General features: G+C 62.5%; 22 protein-coding genes and 1 pseudogene. 10 read left to right on the top strand and 13 right to left on the bottom strand.

What is annotated here, in order from left to right; genetic code table 11:
• Nucleotides 1–49 precede the first annotated feature (49 nt).
• Nucleotides 50–943 carry a LysR family transcriptional regulator gene (locus OC537_RS09555; protein WP_262110890.1) on the top strand — a complete coding sequence of 298 codons (894 nt, stop codon included), beginning with the start codon at nt 50–52 and terminating at the stop codon, nt 941–943.
• 148 nt (nt 944–1,091) lie between these two features.
• The gene (locus tag OC537_RS09560) at nt 1,092–2,195 is read left to right on the top strand and encodes a YdcF family protein (RefSeq protein ID WP_262111027.1); all 1,104 of its coding nucleotides are present in this window, start codon (nt 1,092–1,094) and stop codon (nt 2,193–2,195) included.
• A gap of 153 nt (nt 2,196–2,348) precedes the next feature.
• Here the strand turns inward: OC537_RS09560 and OC537_RS09565 are convergent, their stop codons facing one another.
• From OC537_RS09565 to OC537_RS09600, 8 genes and pseudogenes are all read right to left on the bottom strand, one after another.
• Entirely contained in the window at nt 2,349–2,717 is a 369-nt protein-coding gene (locus tag OC537_RS09565) for a DUF1428 domain-containing protein (protein WP_103244539.1), read from the bottom strand.
• 57 nt (nt 2,718–2,774) lie between these two features.
• Nucleotides 2,775–4,136, bottom strand: coding sequence for an MFS transporter (locus OC537_RS09570; RefSeq protein WP_262110891.1), 1,362 nt, complete (start codon nt 4,134–4,136; stop codon nt 2,775–2,777).
• Between the two features lie 168 nt (nt 4,137–4,304).
• Nucleotides 4,305–5,198: a heme o synthase gene (gene cyoE, locus OC537_RS09575; RefSeq protein WP_106886300.1), complete on the bottom strand. Its 894-nt coding sequence runs from the start codon at nt 5,196–5,198 to the stop codon at nt 4,305–4,307.
• A 10-nt stretch (nt 5,199–5,208) separates the two neighbouring features.
• Nucleotides 5,209–5,541 carry a cytochrome o ubiquinol oxidase subunit IV gene (locus tag OC537_RS09580; RefSeq protein ID WP_202046727.1) on the bottom strand — a complete coding sequence of 111 codons (333 nt, stop codon included), beginning with the start codon at nt 5,539–5,541 and terminating at the stop codon, nt 5,209–5,211.
• Nucleotides 5,542–5,616: 75 nt separating this feature from the next.
• Nucleotides 5,617–6,264 (bottom strand): annotated as a pseudogene (locus OC537_RS09585) (cytochrome o ubiquinol oxidase subunit III); the annotation flags it as partial.
• On the bottom strand, nt 6,233–8,209 hold the full coding sequence (gene cyoB / locus OC537_RS09590; protein WP_262110892.1) for a cytochrome o ubiquinol oxidase subunit I: 1,977 nt from the start codon (nt 8,207–8,209) through the stop codon (nt 6,233–6,235). The gene cyoB and the pseudogene OC537_RS09585, both read right to left, overlap by 32 nt.
• Nucleotides 8,210–8,212: 3 nt before the next feature.
• Entirely contained in the window at nt 8,213–9,331 is a 1,119-nt protein-coding gene (gene cyoA, locus OC537_RS09595) for a cytochrome o ubiquinol oxidase subunit II (RefSeq protein ID WP_163154034.1), read from the bottom strand.
• Between the two features lie 499 nt (nt 9,332–9,830).
• Complete coding sequence (locus OC537_RS09600) at nt 9,831–10,274, bottom strand: carboxymuconolactone decarboxylase family protein (RefSeq protein WP_262110893.1); 444 nt, start codon at nt 10,272–10,274, stop codon at nt 9,831–9,833.
• A gap of 118 nt (nt 10,275–10,392) precedes the next feature.
• On the opposite strand from OC537_RS09600, the gene OC537_RS09605 reads away from it, so the two are divergent.
• The gene (locus tag OC537_RS09605; RefSeq protein WP_262110894.1) at nt 10,393–11,301 is read left to right on the top strand and encodes a LysR family transcriptional regulator; all 909 of its coding nucleotides are present in this window, start codon (nt 10,393–10,395) and stop codon (nt 11,299–11,301) included.
• A gap of 91 nt (nt 11,302–11,392) precedes the next feature.
• On the opposite strand, the gene OC537_RS09610 is transcribed toward OC537_RS09605, so the two are convergent.
• Nucleotides 11,393–11,722: a DUF3634 family protein gene (locus OC537_RS09610; protein ID WP_163135299.1), complete on the bottom strand. Its 330-nt coding sequence runs from the start codon at nt 11,720–11,722 to the stop codon at nt 11,393–11,395.
• A gap of 93 nt (nt 11,723–11,815) precedes the next feature.
• Entirely contained in the window at nt 11,816–12,784 is a 969-nt protein-coding gene (locus OC537_RS09615) for a nucleoside hydrolase (protein WP_262110895.1), read from the bottom strand.
• A 265-nt stretch (nt 12,785–13,049) separates the two neighbouring features.
• Between OC537_RS09615 and OC537_RS09620 the strand changes: the two genes are divergently transcribed.
• Entirely contained in the window at nt 13,050–13,607 is a 558-nt protein-coding gene (locus tag OC537_RS09620) for a HutD family protein (protein WP_111910189.1), read from the top strand.
• Between the two features lie 32 nt (nt 13,608–13,639).
• On the opposite strand, the gene OC537_RS09625 is transcribed toward OC537_RS09620, so the two are convergent.
• Together OC537_RS09625 and azu are read right to left on the bottom strand one after the other, a co-directional pair.
• Entirely contained in the window at nt 13,640–13,843 is a 204-nt protein-coding gene (locus OC537_RS09625; protein WP_106886293.1) for a hypothetical protein, read from the bottom strand.
• A gap of 209 nt (nt 13,844–14,052) precedes the next feature.
• Nucleotides 14,053–14,493 carry an azurin gene (azu, locus tag OC537_RS09630; RefSeq protein ID WP_163147912.1) on the bottom strand — a complete coding sequence of 147 codons (441 nt, stop codon included), beginning with the start codon at nt 14,491–14,493 and terminating at the stop codon, nt 14,053–14,055.
• Between the two features lie 301 nt (nt 14,494–14,794).
• Here azu and OC537_RS09635 point away from each other — a divergent pair, with 301 nt between their 5' ends.
• Nucleotides 14,795–15,832, top strand: a complete 1,038-nt coding sequence (locus tag OC537_RS09635; protein WP_262110896.1) for an FAD:protein FMN transferase — start codon at nt 14,795–14,797, stop codon at nt 15,830–15,832.
• A 42-nt stretch (nt 15,833–15,874) separates the two neighbouring features.
• Here the strand turns inward: OC537_RS09635 and OC537_RS09640 are convergent, their stop codons facing one another.
• Entirely contained in the window at nt 15,875–16,300 is a 426-nt protein-coding gene (locus tag OC537_RS09640) for an Hsp20/alpha crystallin family protein (RefSeq protein WP_262110897.1), read from the bottom strand.
• A gap of 257 nt (nt 16,301–16,557) precedes the next feature.
• Here OC537_RS09640 and OC537_RS09645 point away from each other — a divergent pair, with 257 nt between their 5' ends.
• The 5 genes from OC537_RS09645 (at nt 16,558) to OC537_RS09665 (ending at nt 22,582) form a co-directional block, all read left to right on the top strand.
• Complete coding sequence (locus tag OC537_RS09645) at nt 16,558–18,204, top strand: tetratricopeptide repeat-containing response regulator (protein WP_111910192.1); 1,647 nt, start codon at nt 16,558–16,560, stop codon at nt 18,202–18,204.
• 59 nt (nt 18,205–18,263) lie between these two features.
• Nucleotides 18,264–19,226, top strand: a complete 963-nt coding sequence (locus OC537_RS09650) for an ion channel (RefSeq protein ID WP_262110898.1) — start codon at nt 18,264–18,266, stop codon at nt 19,224–19,226.
• Between the two features lie 112 nt (nt 19,227–19,338).
• On the top strand, nt 19,339–20,145 hold the full coding sequence (xthA, locus tag OC537_RS09655) for an exodeoxyribonuclease III (protein WP_262110899.1): 807 nt from the start codon (nt 19,339–19,341) through the stop codon (nt 20,143–20,145).
• A gap of 181 nt (nt 20,146–20,326) precedes the next feature.
• On the top strand, nt 20,327–20,776 hold the full coding sequence (locus OC537_RS09660; RefSeq protein ID WP_262110900.1) for a hypothetical protein: 450 nt from the start codon (nt 20,327–20,329) through the stop codon (nt 20,774–20,776).
• A 297-nt stretch (nt 20,777–21,073) separates the two neighbouring features.
• Complete coding sequence (locus OC537_RS09665; RefSeq protein ID WP_262110901.1) at nt 21,074–22,582, top strand: efflux RND transporter periplasmic adaptor subunit; 1,509 nt, start codon at nt 21,074–21,076, stop codon at nt 22,580–22,582.
• Nucleotides 22,583–22,635 lie beyond the last annotated feature (53 nt).

Consider the following 22,635-nt stretch of genomic DNA (forward strand, 5'->3'; position numbering starts at 1 on the left):
GGGATAATCTACCCTTATTGAACAACATTGTTTCCGCATTGAGAACAACATGAACCAGGATGCCTTCGCCCTGCTCCCCGCCTTCGTCGCCGTGGTGGAGGCGGGCACTTTCTCCGGCGCCGCCCGCCAGCTCGGCCTCAGCAAGTCGGTGCTGAGCAAGAAGGTGAGCCAGCTCGAGCAAACCCTCGGTTGCCAGCTTATCTACCGCACCACCCGCTCCCTCGCCCTGACCGAGGCGGGGGAGCGCTACTTCGAGACGGTACGCCATGCGGTGCGCCTGGCAAGCGAAGGGGAAGATGCCATCGGCGCCCTGCAATCGGCGCCGCGCGGCCTGCTGCGGGTGACTGTGCCCATGGTCTATGGTCGGCGCCACATCGCCCCCTTTATCCCCGAATTTCTCGCCCTCTACCCCGAGGTGCAGTTGCAGCTCGAGATGAGCGACGCCCTACAGGATCTGGTGGCCGAGGGGTTCGACGTGGCGGTGCGCATCGGCGAGCTGGAAGATTCGAGCCTGGTCGCCCGCCGCCTCGCCCCCTGTCACAGCACTCTGTGCGCCGCCCCCGCCTACCTGGCGCGGGCCGGCACGCCCCGTACCCCGGCCGATCTCGAGCGCCACAACTGCCTCTTCTACTCCCTGTTTCGCGGCGGCACCCAGTGGCGGCTGCAAGGCCCCGAGGGGGAGGTGGCCATCACCCCGCGGGGCAATTTCGAGGTCAACAACAGCGACGCCATCCACACGGCGCTACTGGCGGGGCTCGGCATAGGCAACATGCCGGACTTTATCGTGGAGCGGGATCTCGCCACCGGTCGGCTGGTGCCCCTGCTGCCAGACCACGCCCTGCCCGAGCACGGCATCTGGTGCCTCTATCCGAAGCGCCGCCACCTGCCCGCCAAGGTGGAGGCCTGGCTGGGGTTTCTCCACGAGCGTCTGGGTCTGCGCTAGGGGGTTACCGGGATAACCGAAGCGGTTCACGTTTTTTTCATCGGGAAAGGAGTAGAGTAGGCAATTACCAAGCACCTGTTTTAATTGAAAAAGGCTCCAGGGGAGCATGCCATGGCATAGCGCCCCTCCCCCTAGGTGGAACGCCATGATGAAGAAAACTGCGATTGCCCTGACCCTGGCCAGCCTGCTGGCGCTGCCGGTGGTCACCGCCTCCGATGCCTGGGCCGCCCCGGTGCGCTCCCTGCAAAAGGAGCAAAATTACGACCAGTACATCAGCAAACGCCAGGTAGTGGATCAGCTACTGGCGGATGCCGCCCGCATCTTCCACTCCCCCGCCCGGGTCTCAGATGCCGGTTTCACCGCCAAGATGCCGAGCAACATGGAGCAGGTCACCGAGCTCCTGCTGCAAGCCCATCAGCTCGAACCCTACCGCACCGATCTGCTCATCTCGGCGGCCAACGCCCAGATCTACAACGGCAACGTGGACAGAGCCATCGCCCTGTTCGAGCAGGCCCTCAGCACTGCGCCGGACGATCTGGATCTCAACACCTATCTGGCCACCTGGCAGCGCTTCAAGGGCGATCAGGCCAAATCCGATGGCTACGTCAAGCGGGTCGGCGAGCTCAATGCCGGTCGGGCCGCCGATCTGCAGCGGCTGTTCGACACCGTCGACCGGGTAATCGCCACCCCCCTCAAGGAGCGCCAGGGGCGGGGCGAGAAGAAGGGGCGACAGGCCATCGTCACCCTGGGCTATGCCCTCAACCCCGATGGCTCCATGCACGAGATCCTGCTGGGGCGCCTCGAGACCACCCGCGCCCTGGCCCAGGCCAACCCGGCGGCCCTCATCATACTGACCGGCGGCGTGCCCCAGAACCGCCAGACCGAGGGCAAGCTGATGGCGGACTGGCTGGCGAAGAAGGGCATAGACAGATCCCGCATCATCGAGGAGAACTACGCCACCAGCACGGTGGAGAACGCCCTCTACAGCGGCTATGTCCTCGCCCGCCACGAGATTGAGTACGCCACCCTGGTGAGCTCGGCGAGCCACGTGCGCCGGGGCCAGACCCTGCTGGAAATCGCCTGCTGGCAGAGCGGCCCGGCCAATATCCGCATCGACAGCGTCGCCTACCCGGACAAGCCCCTCTCGGCCCTGGCCAAGGCGAGCCCGGAGGAACTGCTCGGCATCTACCGCGACGCCCTGCGCACCTATGGCCTCTGGAGTTACCGCTCGGCGCCCCTTATCGAGCGCTGATCCCCTCCCCGACCCAGCAAAAAGCCCGCCGAATGGCGGGCTTTTTCATCATCTGACGGGCTTGGGTGTCACTGGCGGGGTTTCAGCCCTTTAGCTCCAGCCACAATGGTGAAGCCCCCCAAGATCAGACGGGCTTTTTGCTCTGGTGGCCCCTCAGCCCTTGAGCTCCAGCACTGTGGTGAAGCCCCCGAAGATCATCCGGGCGCCATCGAAGGGCATGGTCTGGTGCATGGGGCTGGCCGGATCCATCCTGGGGTCCTGCATCATCTTGGTCATGGCCTCGTCACGCACCGCCTTGCTCGGCCACTCCACCCAGGAGAAGACCACGCTTTCGTCCTCCTTGGCCGCCACCGCGCGGTAAAAGTCGGTCTGCTTGCCGTGGGGCACGTCATCCCCCCAGCACTCCAGCACCCGGGTGGCCCCATATTCGAGAAAGATGGGGTCAAATAGCCCCGCATGGTCGATCAGGGCCTGCTTGTTGACCGTGGGCACGGCGATCACGAATCCGTCCACATATGACATGAGCCTTTCCTCCTGTGATTGAGGATCTCAGCATAGCAGCCGCGCCCCTGGCTGCCCTCAGAGGGCCACCAGCCGCTCCAGATCGCTGCGGGTCAGGCGCTTGCTGTCCACCTTCACGTAGAGAGAGTGCTCCTCAGGCACCAGCAGCACGTCGCTCACCCCGTCGCAGGCGCGGATCCGCTGCTCCAGGGCCGGACTCGCGGCCACCCCTTCCGGCAGCACTATGCGCAGGCTGCTGACGTAGGGGGGCTCGGCCATGGTGAGGCTGACCCCGAACCAGAGCAGAGCCAGGACGGCGCAGCCGCCAAACACCAGGGGGCCGCCCCCCAGGCTGTAGAGCAGGCCCCCCAGGCTGCCGCCGATGGCGACGCCGAGGAACTGGCTGGTGGAGTAGACCCCCATGGCGGTGCCCTTGTAACCCGGCGGGGACTCCTTGCTGATGAGGGATGGCAGCAATGCCTCCATCACGTTGAAGCCGACGAAGAAGAGTTGCAGCCCCAACAGCAGGCCCCACAGCTGCAGGCCTGCCTGCCACAGCACCAGCTCGGCAACCAGCATCACCAGCACGCAGGCCTGGAACACCCGCTTCATCTGGCGGTGCTTCTCGGCATAGATGATGAAAGGCACCACGCTCACGAAGGCGATCAGCATGGTGACCAGATAGGCCTGCCACTGGTGCTCCCGAGCCAGGCCCGCTTGTTCGAGCAGCGGCGGCAGCGCCACAAAGCTCGACATCAGCAGGGTGTGGACGCAGAGGATGCCGAGGTTGAGCTTGAGCAGACGTCCATTGGTGAGCACGGTGCGAAAACCGCCGCGCACCATGGCGGACTCGCGATTTTGCAGGTGGGCAGCCGGGGTCGGCACTACCCAGATCACCATGGCGATGGCCGCCAGCGCCAGCAGGGCGATGAGCCAGAACAGGCCGGATAACCCCACCGCCTGGGTGATGAGGGGGCCAGTCACCATGGCGATGGCGAAGGTGATGCCAAAACTCACCCCGATGAAGGCCATGGCCTTGGTGCGGTTCTGCTCCCGGGTGAGATCAGACAAGAGTGCCATGACGGCGGCGGAGATGGCGCCGCTCCCCTGCAGGGCGCGGCCGACGATGACCCCCCAGATGGAGTCGCTCAGGGCGGCGATGACGCTACCTGCCGCAAACATCAGCAGGCCGCCGACGATAAGGGGCTTGCGGCCGATGCGATCGGAGAGCAGCCCGAAGGGGATCTGGAACAGGGCCTGGGTCATGCCGTAGATGCCGATGGCCAGACCGATCAGCGCCTCCGAGGCGCCCGCCAGGGACATGCCGTAGGTGGTCAGCACCGGCAGGACCATGAACATGCCAAGCATGCGCAACGAGAAGACGGAGCCGAGCGCCCAGGTCGCGCGGCGCTCGCCCCTCGTCATGGTGAAATCATTCATGATGGCCTCGATAGGTCAGAGAGAAGAGACACAAAGGGGCGGATGACAAGGCACGCCACACCCGAAAAAGCCGACAATGCGCCCCGTGGGGCGGGCCACATAATAACAGAGCCGGGAAGGTTCCCGGCTCTGGATTCTATTGATTTTCCTGCGTCATATCACAGTGACTCAAGGCAGCATGCTCACCAGCACGGGTGTTGCGTCCGGCTGGAAGTCCACCGACATCATCACGCTCAGGCAGGTAATGGTGACGATGGAGAACATGAACAACTTGCGGGCCCAGAGGGAGTCATCCACCGCAGCCTTGTAGCCAGACAGCGCCATCCCCAGCCACCAGACGCTCACCGCGGTGGCGACTATCAGGTACTTGTAACCGGCGTAGCCGCCGAGGAACAACATCAGAGTCGGCACCATGAACGCCAGTATGTAGAGGGTGATGTGGTGCTTGGCCACAGATATCCCCTTCACCACCGGCAACACAGGGATGTTGGCGGCCTGGTAATCCTTGAAGCGGAAGATGGCAATCGCATAGGAGTGCGGCATCTGCCACAGGCTGAAGATCGCCAGCAGGATAAGCGCACCCGAGTCGAACTGGCCGCTCACCGCGCAATAGCCGATGACGGGTGGCGCGGCGCCGGAGAGGCTGCCGACCAGGGTGCCATAGACGGAATGACGCTTCATGTAGAGGCTGTAGACCCCCACATAGACCAGGAAGCCCAGCACCGCCAGCAAGGCGGCCAACGGATTGGCCGCAAAGTAGAGCAGTGCAATGCCCGCAACGCCCAGTGCGCTCGCATACCAGAGCGACACACCGGGGGCGATGAGCCCCCTCACCAGGGCGCGGTTCTTGGTGCGCTCCATGATGCAGTCGATGTCCCGGTCGATGTAGTTGTTGAACACACAACCGGAGGCGACCACCAGTGACACCCCCGCCATGGTCAGGATGAACAGGGGCACATCCAGGCTCCCCTTCGAGGCCAGCAGGAAGCCGCCGATAACCGAGATGAGGTTACCGAAGATGATGCCCGGCTTGGTCACTTGCAGGTATTGCTTCATCATCACATCAAGCCGCTCAGTGAACCATCATGTTGATGTTGAGGTTGTACATGATCCACAGGGAACCCACGACCACGATGGCGATGATGAGCACGGTAAAGACCAGTGCCACCAGGTTCCACCGCTCCTCGGAGGAGGTGTTCATGTGCAGGAAGTAGATCAGGTGCACGAAGATCTGCACCACCGCCATGGCCACTACGGTGCCGAGCACCATGGCATGGGAGGCGGAGCCGTCCATCACCATCCAGAACGGGATCGCGGTCAGGATGAGTGACAGCACGAAGCCGGTCATGTAGGACTTGACGCTGCCGTGGCTGGCGCCGTGATTGTCAACGGAATGAGTGCTCATTTACATGACCCCCTTCAGATAGGTTCTGACACTGTCGTGGCTGGCACAGTCAATATTGTCAACAGAATGACTCATTTACATGACCCCCATCAGATAAACCACGGTGAAGACGCAGATCCACACCACGTCCAGGAAGTGCCAGAACAGGCTCAGGCACATCAGGCGCGTGCGGTTGCGCTCGGTCAGCCCCTTCTTGCTGATCAGTACCATCATCACGATGATCCAGATAAGGCCGCTGGTCACGTGGATACCGTGGGTACCGACCAGGGTGAAGAAGGCGGACAGGAAGCCGCTGCGATCCGGGCCCGCATCATTGACGATCAGATGATGGAACTCGTAGATCTCCATGGCGATGAAGCCGGCGCCAAGAATGAAGGTGACCAGCAGCCAGGTGTTGACCGCAGAGACCTTGTTCTTGTTCATGGCCAGCATGCCGAACCCGAAGGTGATGGAGCTCAGCAGCAGCAGCATGGTTTCGGCAAACACGAACGGCAGTTCGAAGATGTCCTTGCCGGTGGGGCCGCCGGCGGTGCCGTTGACCAGGACTGCATAGGTTGCGAACAGGGTCGCAAACAGGATGCAGTCGCTCATCAGGTAGATCCAGAAGCCGAACACCTTGGTGGCGCCGGCATCATGGTGCCCATCCTCATGGGCACCGTGAGAGTGATGTAGAACGTCAGTCGCCATGGAGTTAAGCCACCTTGTTGATATTGTCGAAATGCTGACCTTCGATGCGCTCGATTTCGTCAACCTGTACGTAGTAGTCCACATCGTCGTTGAAGCTGTGGATGATCCAGGTGGCGATCATGCCGACGAAGCCGGCGATGGCCATCCACCAGATGTGCCAGATCATGGCAAAGCCAAACACCACGCTGAAGGCGGCGATGATGACACCGGCACCCGAGTTCTTCGGCATGTGGATGGGGGCGTATTTGGCCGGCTGGCGATAGGCGCTGCCGTCCTCTTTCGCTTCCCAGAAGGCGTCCAGACCCTTCACCTTGGGCTCGATGGCGAAGTTGTAGAAGGGGGGCGGAGAGGAGGTGGCCCACTCCAGGGTACGGCCACCCCAGGGATCACCGGTCCAGTCACGGTTCTTCTCGCGGTCACGGATACTGACCACGACCTGGATCAGCTGGCACAGTACGCCGATGGCGATGAGGCCGGCGCCGCAGGCGGCAACCACCAGCCAGCCGTGGAACTCGGGATCTATGTTCTGGCTGACACGACGGGTCATGCCCATGAAGCCCAGCACGTAGAGCGGCATGAAGGCCACGAAGAAGCCGGTGATCCAGAACCAGAAGGCACGCTTGCCCCAGACGTCATCGAGCTTGAAGCCGAACGCCTTCGGGAACCAGTAGGTGATACCGGCGAAGCAACCGAACACCACGCCGCCGATGATGACGTTGTGGAAGTGGGCGATCAGGAACAGGCTGTTGTGCAGCACGAAGTTGGCGGCCGGCACGGAGAGCAGTACCCCCGTCATGCCACCCACGGTGAAGGTGATGATGAAGCCGACGGTCCACAGCATGGGGGAGCTGAACTCGATGCGACCGCGGTACATGGTGAACAGCCAGTTGAAGATCTTCACCCCGGTCGGGATGGAGATGATCATGGTGGTGATGCCGAAGAAGGCATTCACGTTGGCGCCAGACCCCATGGTGAAGAAGTGGTGCAGCCAGACCACGAAGGAGAGCACTGTGATGGCCACGGTCGCCCACACCAGGGAGGTGTAGCCGAACAGCTTCTTCTTGCAGAAGGTCGCCACGATTTCGGAGAAGATCCCGAACACCGGCAGCACCAGGATATACACCTCGGGGTGACCCCAGGCCCAGATCAGGTTGATGTACATCATCATGTTGCCACCCATGTCATTGGTAAAGAAATGGGTACCCAGGTAGCGGTCTGCGGTCAGCAGGGCGATGGTGACGGTCAGGATCGGGAAGGAGGCGATGATCAGGATGTTGGCGCACAGGGCGGTCCAGGTGAACACCGGCAGACGCATCATGGTCATGCCGGGGGCACGCATCCGGATGATGGTGGCAAAGAAGTTGACACCGGTCAGCAGGGTACCCAGACCGGAGATCTGCAGACTCCAGATCCAGTAATCGACCCCGACCCCCGGACTGAACTCCAGCCCCGACAAGGGCGGATAGGCCAGCCAGCCGGTCTGGGCGAATTCACCGACCCCGAGGGAGACGTTGATCAGCACCACGGCCGCGGCGGTAAACCAGAAGCTCAGGTTGTTCAAGAAGGGGAAGGCGACGTCACGGGCACCGATCTGCAGCGGCACCACTATGTTCATCAGGCCGATCACCAGCGGCATGGCCACGAAGAAGATCATGATGACGCCGTGGGCGGTGAAGATCTGATCGTAGTGGTGCGCGTTCAGGTAGCCTTCGCTACCGGCGGAGGCCATGACCTGCTGACCACGCATCATGACCGCATCGGCGAAGCCGCGCAGCAGCATGACCATGCCCAGGATGAGATACATGATACCGAGGCGCTTGTGATCCACCGAGGTGAACCACTCTTTCCACAGATATTGCCACTTGCCGTAATAAGTGATGAGACCGGCAAGCGCCAGCCCACCCAAGATGATACCGGCTATCGTGACCATGATGATGGGTTCATGGTACGGAACAGCCTCGAGTGTCAATTTTCCAAACATCGATTATTCCTCGGATCCTGCTTTCACACTCTTGTCAGCCATAGACGTGGCCATGTGTCCGGCATGCTCGTCATGACTCATGGCCGCGTGGTCCATGGTCTCTTCGTTCGCAGCGTCATGGTTCATGGCCTTGTGGTCCATGCTCCCTTCTTTTGCAGACTCATGATTCATGGCCTTGTGGTCCATGGCGCCGTCTTTTGCAGCGTCATGCTTCATGGCCTCGTGGTCCATGGCGCCGTCTTTTGCAGCGTCATGGCCGCCATGGGACATGCCGCCCATGAACTTGTTGATCACGTTGACGAACAGCTTGGGATCGGCGCTGGCGAAGTACTCAACCGGGTGGTTTTCGCTCTTCTTGGCCAGGGCATCGAACTCACCCATGGTGCTCAGCATCTTGGGAGACTGTTTCACCTTGGCGACCCAGGCATCGAAACCGGCCTGGTCCTGGGTGGCAATCGCCTTGAACTTCATGCCAGAGAAACCGGCGCCGCTGTAACTGCCGGAGATCCCCTTGTACTGACCCGCCTCGTTGGCAATCAGGTGCAGCTTGGTCTGCATCCCGGCCATGGCGTAGATCTGACCACCCAGCTGGGGGATGAAGAAGGAGTTCATCACAGTGTCTGAGGTCACCCGGAAGTTGATCGGGGTGTTGACCGGGAAGGCCAGCTCGTTGACCGAGGCGATACCCAGCTCCGGATAGACGAACAACCACTTCCAGTCCAGGGAGATCACATCGACCTGGATCGGCTTGACGTCAGATTCCAACGGCTTGTAGGGATCGAGGGAGTGGGAGGTTTTCCAGGTAATCACTGCCAGGATGGCAACAATAATGACGGGCACGGTCCAGACGACCGCTTCAATCTTGTTGGAGTGGGACCAATCCGGGGTGTATTTGGCAGTGGTATTGGATGCTCTGTATTTACGAGCAAATGCCACCGTCATAATAATCACAGGAATCACCACGATTAACATCAACCCGAGTGCGGTCAATATCAGTGACTTCTGCTCCAGACCAACCTGCCCCTTGGGGCTCATCAGAGCCATGTCGCAGCCACTCAGCAAGCCAGCGGTTGCCATCAACAGCAAAGCGCCCAAGCCCCTCTTTACTTCAAAAGGTCTCATGCAATGTCCTCATCGTTTCAAGGCTTATTGGTATAATAAAAATGCCGCATTTTATTGCATCAGACCGGCATGTGAACAACATGAAAAATTAATCCCAAAAATGTTCCAAGGGTGGTGAAAACAGGTGTCAGATGTTAATCGCTTGACAGCGACCAATTTATTAAATTCACAGACCCTCGATTCATCTCCCGTTAATTTATCTCCCCGCCAAAATCGTTCACCAATTAATCAACCAGGCTCATTACCCTTATTTTCAGAGGGAGTAACAGGGCAAAAAAGAGCCATTCAGACCTCCCTTGATGCACAGGTGTCCTCTCCATTCCTTGATCTGGATGCGCATATTCCGAGGGGGAATAAAAAAATAATTAATCAAACGAATGTATGATTAACTTCCCGGGGCCGACAGAAGCGCAGAAGGGGCTGCCCTGTCTGAGACCCGCCATGAAAAAAGGGCCTCGAATAGGCCCATTTAAGACGACAGCCCACCGCAGGGTCTCCCTCAGGGGTGTTTATGCTCCATCCGGGTCGCCACTGCGATGCGGTTCCAGGCGTTGATGGTGACCACCTGCATCAGGCACTGGGCCAGCAGGGTTTCCCCCAGCAGGGCCAGGGCCTGCTGGTAGGTCTCCTCGGTGAGCCCGCTTTCGGCTATCAGAGTCACCTCGTCGGTCAGGGCCAGTACCGCCCGCTCCCGCGCATCGAACAGCGGGGATTCGCGCCAGGCGGACAGCGCCAGCAAGCGCTGGGGGCTGTCCCCATGCTTCATCGCCACCTCGGCGTGCATCTCGATGCAGTAGGCGCAACCGTTGAGCATGGAGGCCCGCAGCTTGATGAGCTCCTTGAGCGACAGCGGAATGTCGGTCCCGCCGAGATAGGACTCGAGGCCCATCATGGCCGAGATGGCGGCGGGCACCTGGCTGGCAAGCTGGATACGTTCTGACATGGCAATACTCCTTGGATGAGCGCCCCATGGGCGATGAGCACATTGTTCACGCTTTCATCCATGGATAGAATACCGCCACAAGCTGCAACAGTTTTGCATTTACCGCAAAGGTGCTCCCATGCTGGATCGCGTCCGTATCCTGGCTCAGGTGGTGGAGTCGGGGAGTTTCTCCCGGGCCGCCCGCGCCCTCAACCTGGCCCCCTCCTCGGTGACCCGCACCATAGATGCGCTGGAGCAACAGCTGGGGATCCCGCTGTTCAAGCGCAGCACCCGCCAGCTGGTGCTGACCGAGCAGGGGGAGTACTTCCTTGCCCGCTCGGTGCGCCTGCTGGAGGAGGCCGATCAGCTGGTGCAATCCCTGCAGCCCCTGCCGGTGGCGCCAGAGGGCCCGCTGCGGGTCTCGGTGTTCGAGAGCTTCGGGACCAGCTGGCTGGCGCCGCGCCTGCCGGCCTTCCTGGCCCGCTACCCCGGGGTGCGGCTCGAGATCGAGCTCGACAACCGGCTGGTGGATCTCGACGCCGAAAACGTGGACCTAGCGGTGCGCGTCGGACGCCCAGTGGACAGCGGTCTCCATAGCCGCCACCTGCTCACCAACCGGACCCTGCTGGTCGCCTCCCCCGCCTATCTGGCCCGCCATGGCGAGCCCGCCCATCCCGATGAGCTGGCGCACCACAACTGCCTGATCCGCGGCCATGGCCGTCAGCGCCAGCACTGGTATTTCCGGCAAGGGGGGCAGCGGCACAGAGTCGCGGTGCGGGGCAACCTCGCCTCGGTCGGCGGCACGCCGCTGCTGTGCGCGGCCGAGGCGGGCTCCGGCATACTGCTGCTGTCGAGCTGGATGGTGCAACAGGGGCTGGACAACGGCACATTGCAACCCCTGCTGTCAGAGTGGCAGGCCTCCCCGTACGAGGATCGGCATGACGAGATCCATGCGGTGTTTAGGGGCGGCCGCTTCTTGAAGCCCCAGACCCGCGCCTTCATCGACTTTCTGATAGAGGTGATGAAGCCCTTGCAGGGGCCGCGCTGATAGCGGCGGCCTCTCCAGGGCTTATGGGAAATGAAAACGCCGGGCAAAGTGCCCGGCGCAGGAAGTGAACGACAGCATCAAGAGAAAGCGGTCAGCGAGCATTACGCCCATCCGGGGTCTGGGCCGCGCCTCTATAGTCCCCATAGGGGAAGACGTTGCGCAGGCGCTGGGCCACGGGCTCCGGGATGGAGCGGGAGAAGACGAGCCTGACCCCGTTGCCATCGCGCTGACCCAGGATGCGCCCTCGCACCGGCTCCTGCTGCAGGATCTGTTTGGCCTGGGCCAGGAAGCGCGGCGGCACCGAGCCTCGCTTCACCTGCACCTTGCCAGGGGCAAGCCGGATCTCGAACAGGGCGCCGCGCCCCAGGGTCATCAACCACCCGATCAGGGCGACTGCCACCAACAACGACAACCAGGCCATCTCTCTCTCCCTTTGCCAGCCTCGATGTGCGTCAGTATATGTGGCGACGGCCAGCGAGGAGTGGGCGGACATCACGTTTTGCCCATCCCCGAGTCAGCAATCCTTCCCCCAGGCCACCAGCGTCTCGCGATAGAGCGCCAGCAGGGCTTGATCCCGCACCGCCACCCCGACCCGCTGGGCCGGGTAGTCCGCCCACTCATCGTGGGGATGGGACTTGCCGTCGAACTTCTGCAGGGTGTGGCCTATGGCGGGGCCATGGTCGATGACCCGCACCGGGCCCTCCCGCAGGGTGAACAGCTCGGGATCGATCACATAGGCGATGGCGGACGGATCGTGCACGTGGCAGCCATTGAGGCCGATGCGCTCGGAATAGAAACGCAGGTAGAAGCGGCTCACCGCCCACAGGAAGCGACCGGGCTCACCGGCATCGTCCCGCAGGGCATCCAGGTAGGCGCTGCTGAAGAAGCTCTGCTGGGTCACATCCAGCCCTATGATCACCAGGGGCCAGGGGGCGGTGAACACCCGATCGGCCGCCTCGGGATCGTCGTGAATGTTGGCCTCGGCATAGGGGGTCACGTTGCCGCGATGGCCGTTGACGCCAAAGGCGCCTCCCATCACCACCACCTGCTTCACCAGCGCGGTGATCTCGGGGGCGGCCTCGAGCGCCAGCGCAAGGTTGGTGAGCGGCCCGATTGTCACCAGGGTGATCTCGCCGGGGTTGGCCTTCAGCGTCTCGACTATGTATTGCCAGGCCGGGCGGGGATCCGGGGTCAGGGTCACCTCCCCCGCCTCCACATCACCCAGTCCGCTCGGGCCGTGTACCACTGTCGTCGGCCCCACGGGCTCGCGCAGCAGCGGCGCGGTGGCGCCCTGGGCTACGTCCGCCTTCATGCCGTATTTCTGCTTGAGCCAGAGGGCGTTGCGGGTCCCGTTCTCTATGGTGGCATTGCCAAACACTGTGGTGATGGCGAGCAAGTCGATGGCGGGGTGGGCTTCGGCAAAGAGTATTGCCATGGCGTCGTCGATACCGGGATCGGTATCCAGAATGATCTTGTGGGTCATGGGGCCTCCATACGGCAGAAGTGCCAGTGTAGCGACCTCGGGCCCGTTTAACAGCGTCAGGATCACAGCCTCGACCTTTGGCCTGCCATCCCCCCGCCGACCGGCGACATCTTGAGCACCTCATCCGGGGGCCCGTCAGGGTCAGGGGCCGCAGTGGCGACATTCTGGGCAGTCGGCCCGCCCCCAGGCCCCCGCGCCTTGTGGGCGGGCCTGCGGGATGGTATCACTTGGCCTCACTCTCCCCACTCCTCGCCGAGGCGCCAACGTGATCACCCTGATTAAAGAGTCTGACCAGCTGAAGATGCCCTGGAAAAACAAGCAGGGCACCACGGCCCAGATCCTGGTCTCCCCCCCGGGATCGAGCCTGGAAAAACTCGACTTTGACTACCGGCTGAGCTCGGCCCCCATCAAGGCGGCGGGCCCCTTCTCCAAGTTTCCCGGCTATCAGCGCATCCTGCTGCCCGTCAGCGGCGCAGGTTTCGTGCTCAACGGCCACCCCTATGCCACCTTCGAGGCGGCCCACTTCAGCGGGGATGACGAGACCCACTGCGAGCTGCTGAAAAAGGAGGTGACGGATCTGGGGCTCATCTACGATCCCGCGCGCATCAGCGCCAACGTGCGGGTGCTCAATGTGCCCTTCCCCCTGACCCTCACCCTGGAGGCGGACAAGACCTACCTCTGCCACCTGCTGAGCGGCCAGCTGACGGTGGCAGGCCAGGCCGTGGCCATCAACGAGACCCTGGTAGTTAAAGGGGAGGAGAGCATCCGCTTCGAGTGCGGGAAAAAGACCACACTAGCCTTCTTTACCCTGCAAGCCCGGTAAGGGAGACACCCGCGTAGGCCCTGGGGTCTGGCTCAACGTTTGGGTGCTCGGCCGCCGCTGTCGAGACAGGCCTGCATGCTGTCGTAGGGAACATAATGCTTGGTGCGGCCGTAGTAGGTGCCACCCTGGGGGTGGCAGATGCCGTTGCGGCTCTTCTTGACCGGGGGCTCTGCCGCCAGCGCCAGGGCGCACACCAGCATCAGGCAACAGCTGACCACCCATTTTACTGCTCTCATCACCTAAATCCGTCCAATCGGCGTTTGGGCTAACAGGCCCGTTTGCGGCTTATTTTATCCTGTTTGCACCGCAACCACCCCTCGCAAGATCACGAAACGCACCATTCATTCAATCGCTTGGCTCATCTGTACCGCGCGATCGACACAAGGTATCCGCATCATAAAAAAAGCCGGGATATCCCGGCTTTTTCCTGTCAGGCCAGCGCGGCTCAACCGACCTTGAAGGCCCCCTTCATCATGGCGAAGTGGCCGGGGAAGGAGCAGAAGAAGGTGAGATCCTTGCCCGCCAGCCCCTCGGTCTTGAAGGTGACGCTGGTGCTCTCGCCGCCCCCCACCAGCTTGGTGTGCGCCAGTATCCTGGCATCGTCCTTGGGCAGGTAGTCGTGATCGGCGCCGGCGCTCATGCCCGCGGTGGCGACGGCCTGATAGTCGGCGGTGCTGGCCAGCACCCAGTTGTGACCCATGTTGGCCACCGGCAGCTTGCCCGTGTGATTGAGGGTGATGGTCACCTCCTTGCAGGTGGCCGGCACGCTCATCTCTTTGAGGTTGAACTGCATGGCGTCATTGCCTTCGATGACCAAGGCGCACTCATCGGCCAGCGCCGGGGCAGCCAGGGAACTCAGCAGCAGCAGGGTTAACACCTTTTTCATCATCTTCTCCTTTGATTGGCGAGGAATGGCAACCCCCTTGTCTGTCGCATCGCACGGCGACACGCAAAGATGCTGTCATGATCGATCTTCATTGTACCCAAATGTCACCGGATGGCAGCGGCTTTTGCTCAAAGCTGCGGACCAGGTCACTCCCGGGGTCCATTGAACTGTGGAACAGATTTGCCGGCGTCACCCCGGCGCGGCTTAATTATTTCCACCCAGACCCGGCGCCCGGGGCTCGTCAATTGCGGCGCCCTTGGCTAAGCTGCTCCCCCGTCGATGACTCCCGCGAGAATGCAAGATGAAGACCCTCTCCCTGGCCCCCCGCGGCCTGCTGCTCTCCCTGATGCTGCTGTTGACCGCCTGTCAGCCGGCGCCGACCCAGACCCGCATCCAGGGCAATACCATGGGCACCTACTATGCGGTGACCCTGAGCGACCCCTTCCCCGGTGGCCAGGCCGCGCTGCAGGAGGAGCTCGATACCTTGCTGGCGCGCATCAACCAGGAGATCTCCACCTATGATCCTGGCTCCCTCATCTCCCGCTTCAATCAGGGCTCAGGCAAGGCTCCCATGGTCATACCGGCCAGCATGGCCAGGATAGTGCAGCAGGGTATGGATGCGGGGCGCCTCACCCAGGGCAAGCTGGACGTCACAGTGGGCCCCCTGGTCAACCTGTGGGGCTTCGGGCCGGACAAGCGCCCGGTCAAGCGGCCCACCGCAGAGCAGATTGCCAAGGCGCGGGAGCGAGTCGGCATCGACAAGCTCAGCCTGACGCCCCAAGGGGAGCATTTCCTGCTCGGCAAGGCGATCCCCGACCTTTATCTGGATCTCTCCACTCTGGGGGAAGGGGCGGCGTCCGACGACATCGCCGCGCTGCTCGAGCGCAAGGGGGTGCACAACTACCTCGTCGAGGTGGCGGGCGCCGTGCGCAGCAAGGGGCACAACGACAAGGGCAACCCCTGGCGGGTGGCCATAGTCGAGCCCTCGGACAGGCCGGGCGCCATCGAGGATGTGGTCATCCCGAACGGTATGGCCCTCAGCACCGCCGGCAGCTATCGCAACTATTACGAGCTTGATGGCCGGCGCTACTCCCACATCATAGATCCCGCCACCGGCGAGCCCGTCACCCACAAGCTGGTCTCCGCCAGCGTCATCACCCCCACGGCGCTCGAGGCCGATGCCCTCGACACCGCCCTCATGGTGATGGGGCCCGAGCAGGCGATGGCCTTTGCCACCGAGCACAAGCTGGCGGTCTATCTCATCGAGAAGACGTCCACGGGTTTTGCGGCGCAGCACACTCCCGAGTTCGCCCCCTACCTGGTACGCAGGCAGCCATGAACGACGAGGCCCCGCAATGCGGGGCTTTTTCATGACGGCGCGCTATTCGATGGGAACGCGATGGGGCGCCGGGGTGACCGCCTGCTTGGGCAGTTGCAGGGTGAGGATGCCGTTCTCGAAGCGTGCGCTGACCTGATCCGGCGCCACCTCCACCGGCAGCTCGACGGTGCGCGACACGCTGCCATAGTAGCGCTCGCTGCGCAGGGAGCGATCTTCCTTGCTCTGGCTGTCGTGCTGGCGAATCTCCGCCTTCAGGGTCACCAGTTTGCCGTGCACATCTATCTGGATGTCCTCCTTGGCCACCCCGGGCAGCTCGGCCTGCAGCAGGTAACCGCCGTCGTTTTCCCTCAGATCCAGCGTGATCCGGCTGGGCAGGGGATCCCCGTGCAGGGGCCGGATGTAGAAGCCGGAGGCCATATCGTGGAACAGGTCATCAAACAGGCTGGTTCGGCTCGGTAGCAAACTCATTTGATTCCTCCTTGTGGTACGGGTGATGGCTGCAGATCGCCGGGATCTGCCTCCCTTCAAGTCTAAAAAGCGGGCCGAACCGTGCCACTGCCATCTCGCGTCCGGTTGACGAAGATCAAGGGCGCGCCATGATTTTTTGCAGGCCGCCTCTTGTCTTGGCGGGAAAAACGGGGCCCCCTTCCCATGTTCAATTGCCTGTCTGCGGACTTTGGTGGCACACTTCTCCCACCAGCCCGCAGCGCCTCGATGCAAGACAGATGCAGACACCGGATCCCGCACCAGAGAAGAAAGCCCAGCCCAAACCCAGGCGCATCCTGCTGGTCAACGAGCAGCGTTCCTTTCAGATGATGATGAAGGCGATGCTGATCAACATCGGCATCAACCGCATCACCTACATCAATTCCGCCGACGAGGCGCGCCGCCGCTGCCAGAAGGAGAGCTTCGACATCTATCTGCTGGACTACGAGCTGGGGGCGGGCGAGAACGGTCGCCAGTTGCTGGAGAGCCTGCGGGACCAGCAGCTGATCCCGCCCCAGAGCGTGGTGATCATGGTCAGCAGCGACAGCTCCCGTGCCATGGTGCTGAGCGCGCTGGAGGCCGAGCCCGACGAATACCTGATGAAGCCCTTCTCTCAGGAGCAGTTCTCGTTTCGCCTGAAGCGCGCCCTCGCCCGCCGCCAGTCCCTGGAGAGCGTCTTCATCGCCCTCACCCAGAACGATCTGCCGGCCCTGGTCGAGGCCTGCGCCAGACAGGCCGATGCGGTGCCGCGCTTTGCCAACTTCTGCCGCTGCCTGCAGGCCGACACCCAGCTCAAGCTCGGCCAGGCCAAGGAGGCGCGCAGCCTGATGCGCCAGCTGCTGGCCGGCCAGGAGAACAGCTGGGCCAGATTGACCCTGGGCAAGGCCTGCTACCGTCTGGCGCTCTATGACGAGGCGGTGAGCCACCTGCAGGCGACGCTCAAGAACACCCCCCTGATGGTGGAGGCCCACCTCTGGCTGGCGGAGTCCCTGCTTTCCCTTGGCAAGGAAGAGCTGGCCCAGCAGGAGCTGCGGCGGGCGGCGGACATCTCCCCCCAGTCGGTGCAGCTCTCCCGCCGGCTGGCAGAGGTGTGCCTGCAGCGCCACGACTACGGCCAGGCCAAGGATGTGCTGCTCGCCCTCATCGATCTGTCGCGCAACTCCATCCACCGCACCCCCCACTATCTGGGGGCCTACATCCAGACCCTGACCCTCTACGCCCTCAACAGCAACGACGGCTATCACATCGCCAACCTGCAAAAGCAGGTGAACTCGGCCCTGTCGCGCATCCGCGATTCCCTGATGATGTCGGAGTTCAACTACCCGGTGTTCGAGCAGATCTGTCAGGCCAGGGTGCGCATCGCCCTGGGGGAGCTGCTCAAGGGCAAGAAGATGCTCTATCGCGCCAACCAGAACTGGCTGGACAAGCCCGAGACCATGCCCCCCGCCCTGCTCGGCGAAACCATACTCGCCCTCTACCAGCTCGGTGAGTTCGAGTACGCCGAGAGCCTGCAATCCCTGCTGGCGGAAGATGAAGACCGGCTGCTCACCACCTGCATCCAGGTGACCCGGGACGACAAGACGGTGCAGGAGCGCCGTCAGCGCTACCAGCAGCTCAACGATCTCGGCATCAAGGCCTACCAGAGCGGGGAGCTGGAGCAGGCCCTCGGCCATTTCCGCGAGGCCCTGCGCCGGGCTCCCGCCAATACCGGCGCCGCCCTCAACAAGATCCAGGTGCTGCTGCAACTGATGCAGAAGAACCGCAAGAGCCCGGAATTCGGCGCCGAGTGCAAGGAGACCCTGGAGGTGCTGGAAGGCATCCCCCTGAATCCCGCCCAGCAGGATCGCTTTCGCAAGCTGCGCCAGGAATTTAACCAGCTCGCCTAGCCAGCGGCGCCTCTCCCTCACCTATGCTGATACAGACTCAGGCAAGGAGGGGCGACAGCATGGCGATGTGCCGATACCTGGTGGCAGATGGCCGCCACTGCAGCGAAGAGGCGGGGGATCACGACCTGTGCCACTGGCACGACCCCCACGCCTCTCACTCATCCCCGGACACCGCTGCGGCGCTGGAGCACTATGTGCGCCAGGGGGGCCTGTGCCACGGGTTGCAACTGGCCCGCGCCGATCTCGCCGGTCTCAACCTGGTGAACAGAGAGGGCCCCCGGGGATTCCTGCTGGAGCAGTGCAACCTCTATCGCGCCAACCTGCGGGGCGCCCACCTCTACGGCATTCGCATCAAGGGCGGCAGCCTGATGAAGGCCGATGTCAGTGACGCCAACCTGCACTGCGCCGAGTTGCACGACGTCAACCTGCTCGGCATCCGCTGGAAGAACACCCGGCTCGACAACCTGGATACCGGCAAACGGCTGATGCAGGACAGGAAGGGGCGAAGCGAGCGGGATCCTGTGCAGGCCCGCGTCTGGTTCAAGGAGGCGGAAGAGACCTACCGGGATCTGCGCAAGGCCTCGGAGGCCCAGGGGATCTTCACCATGTCCGGCCGCTACATCCAGCAGGAGCTCACCATGCGCCGCCTGCAGATGCCGTTCTGGTCCTATCACCGCTTCGCCTCCTGGATAGTGGACTTGTTCTGCGGCTACGGCGAGGCCCCCATGCGGGTGGTGCTCTTCTCCCTGCTGCTCATCTTCATCTGCAGCATCTTCTACTTCTTCTGCGGCCTCAACTTCGCGGGCAACCACCTCATCTACCGCCCGGAGGCGACCCTCGAAGAGAACGCCATCTTCCTGCTCGAATGCCTCTACTACAGCGTGGTGACCTTCACCACCCTGGGTTACGGCGACTTCACCCCGGTCGGCCTCTCGCGGATCTTCGCCGCCTTCGAGGCCTTCACCGGCAGCTTCACCCTGGCGCTGTTTGTGGTGGTGTTTGTCAAGAAGATGACCCGCTAAGCCCGGGGTCGGGGCACAGGGAGGCTGCACGCCCCTCCCCTGGCCCCTCTTGCATCCAGACCGGATTCCTAGTCCAATAGCGACTAATAAAAACGACATGAGCATTCCTGACATGAAGATCATCTCTTTCAATATCAATGGCCTGCGTGCCCGTCTTCATCAGTTGCAAGCCATCATCGACAAGCACCAGCCGGATGTGATCGGCCTGCAGGAGATCAAGGTTCACGACGAGGCCTTCCCGGTGGCGGACGTGGAAGCCATGGGCTATCACGTGGTGTTCCACGGCCAGAAGGGTCACTACGGGGTCGCCATCATGAGCAAGCAGCCGCCCCTCGACGTGCAGAAGGGGTTCCCCACCGATCCCGAGGATGCCCAGCGCCGGATGATCATGGCCAGCTTCAAGCGGGAAGATGGCTCCCTCATCAAGGTGATGAACGGCTATTTCCCGCAAGGGGAGAGCCAGGATCACGAGACCAAGTTCCCGGCCAAGCAGAAGTTCTATGAGGACCTGCAGCACTACCTCGAGACCCACCACACCCCGGACGATCCCCTGGTGCTGATCGGCGATATGAACATCTCCCCCACGGATCTCGACATCGGCATCGGCGAGGCGAACCGCAAGCGCTGGCTGCGGGATGGCAAGTGCTCCTTCCTGCCCATAGAGCGGGAGTGGATGGAGCGCCTCAAGGGGTTCGGGCTGACCGACACCTTCCGCGCCGCCAACCCCACCGAGTGCGAGCGCTTCTCCTGGTTTGACTACCGCTCCAAGGGCTTTGACGAGAACCGGGGCCTGCGCATCGACCTCATCATGGCGTCCAATGCCCTCAAGGACAAAGTGACCGAGACCGGCATCGACTACGAGCTGCGCGGCATCGAGAAACCCTCGGATCACGCCCCTATCTGGGCCTGCTTCGCCTGATCCCGGCGCCAGGCACGCCCTAGCAAAGAGACCCAGCCCCCGCCGATGCGGGGGCTTTTTTGTTCACAGCCCGCCATTTCTTAATCCATATCAACTCTTTGGCAGACGGGGTTTGCCACGCCTTGACCTTCACCTTTCGGCAAGGTTTACATTCGGCTCATCCGTCGCAGGGAAACCGCCCATGTTGTCATCGAGATTGCCCACAGTGCTCATCGCCCGGCTATTGCTGGCGCTGCTGCTCGTCTGCAATCTCACCCTCTGCATCAGCTGGCATGGCGCGGCGGCAAGGGAGGAGGCGACATCCCCATCCCTCGCCATGACCAGTGCCGCCAATCTGCCCGCGGCCATGCAGGGGCTCCCCTGCCACGACGGCGGTGATGGCTACGCTGCCGCCGACCTCAATCAGGACGAGTGCCAGATGCACGGCGGCCTCACCTCGCCAATAGGCGCCGGCCTGCCACTGCTGGCCGCCCTGCTGACCCTGCTCGCTCTGCCCCTGTTGCTGCTGCCCCCCGGGACCACCAGCCAACAGCTGGAAAACTGGCTGCGGGACCCCTTTCTGCGCAGTCGCGGTACCCACCCTCCCTCCTGGCCGCGCCGACACCTGATGCTGTCGGTGCTGCGTCACTAGAACGATCTTCTCCTGTGCATGAGGCAAGGCTCACCTTGCCCCTATCTGCACACCTTGCCTGACCCTGTGACCACTGGCCCCGCCAGCAACAGGGAGCCGTGCGTCCGCTGACTCGTCAGCAGCGCCCCGTTTGCCGCCAGCCCCTTGGTGATGCCTTGTCCATCACCCGCCCGGCGGCCTGCACAAGAGAAGACGTATGATGTCACCAGCCCACTGTTCACCCACCCAGGTTGCCGCCTTAGCGGGCGCCCTCTCCTCCTGCACTTTCTGCATGCAGATCCGCGCCGGAGGCCAGTCATGAACAAGAGAGTCCTGATGTCGGCCCTGCTGCTCGCCCTCGGCGCCGGTGGCGGCTACTGGGCCGCCAAACAGAGCACTGATGGAGCCACCGTCAAAGAGAAGACGCCGCTCTACTGGGTCAACCCCATGGATCCCCGCGACAAGCGCGACGGCCCTGCCAAGGACAACATGGGGATGGACTTTATCCCCGTCTATGAGGAGCAGAAAAACGGCTCGCCCGGTACCGTCACCATCAGCCCCGAGATCCAGCAGAACCTGGGGGTACGGCTGGCCAAAGTCGAAAAGCTGCCCATCCACCAGCAGATCGAGACGGTGGGCTATGTCGGTTATGACGAGGACAGGCTCGAGGCCATCAACGCCCGCATGGCGGGCTGGATCCGCACCCTGGCCATCAAGAGCGAGGGGCAGAAGGTGGCCAAAGGCACCCTGCTCTACGAGATCTACGCCCCGGATCTGGTCAACGCCCAGCATGAGTACCTGCTCGCCCTCAACACCAGCAACCCCCTGCTGCTGCGCGCCGCCGAGGGAAAACTGAAGTCCCTGCAGGTGCCGGCGGATCAGATTGCCGCCCTCAAACGCAGCCGTCGGGTGCGTGAAACCATTGGCATCTATGCCCCCAGCAGCGGCTATGTCTCGGAGCTGAAGGTGCGCGAGGGCCAGTATGTGGAACCCGCCGCCGCCCTGTTCAACATCAGCACCCTCAAGCAGGTGTGGGTCAGTGCCGAGGTGTTCGAGCGCCAGGCTGCCCAGCTGAAGGTGGGGGATCCTGTCACCATGACCCTCGACTACGCCCCCGGCCGCCGCTGGCAGGGCCGGGTGAATTACCTCTACCCGACCCTCGACGCCGCTACTCGTACCCTCAAGGTGCGGCTGCGCTTTGACAACCCGGATGAGTTCTTGAAACCCAATATGTTTGCCAAGGTGACGATTCAGGCGGGCAAGGGAGAGCCGCAGCTGGTGGTACCGAGCGAAGCGGTGATCCGCACCGGCAGTCAGGACAGGCTGGTGCTGGCCCTGGGGGATGGCAACTTCAAGTCGGTCGCCGTCACCCTGGGTCCCCAGTTTGGCGACAAGGTGGCCATCAAGGCGGGAGTCGAAGCGGGGGACAGCATAGTCAGCTCGGCCCAGTTCCTGCTCGATTCGGAATCTGCCATCGACTCGGACTTCCAGCGCATGACGGCGGTGCGCCCGGCCCAGGTGTGGACCCAGGGGACTGTGCAAAGCATGGATCTGGCCAGCCGCACCCTGATGGTGGCCCACCAGCCCATTCCCGAGTGGCAGTGGCCCGCCATGGAGATGGAGTTCACCGTCGCCGAAGGGGTCGATATCAGCAAGCTGGTCGAGGGGCAAAGCCTCCACCTGCAGGTGATGCAGGAGGGGGACGAGTACCACATCACCAGCATCCATCAGGAGAAGGCGCCAGCAACCGACGGCGCAGCCAAGCCAGTGACGGATGAGATGGAAGGCATGGATCCTAGCCAGCACGATATGGGGGCCAAGCCATGATCCCTTCCAGCATTCGCTACGTTGCCAACAAACAGGCTCCGCGCTCAGCGCCA

This window comes from Aeromonas sp. Marseille-Q5825 (genome assembly GCF_946892685.1).
In the GTDB taxonomy this organism is placed as follows: domain Bacteria; phylum Pseudomonadota; class Gammaproteobacteria; order Enterobacterales; family Aeromonadaceae; genus Aeromonas; species Aeromonas rivipollensis.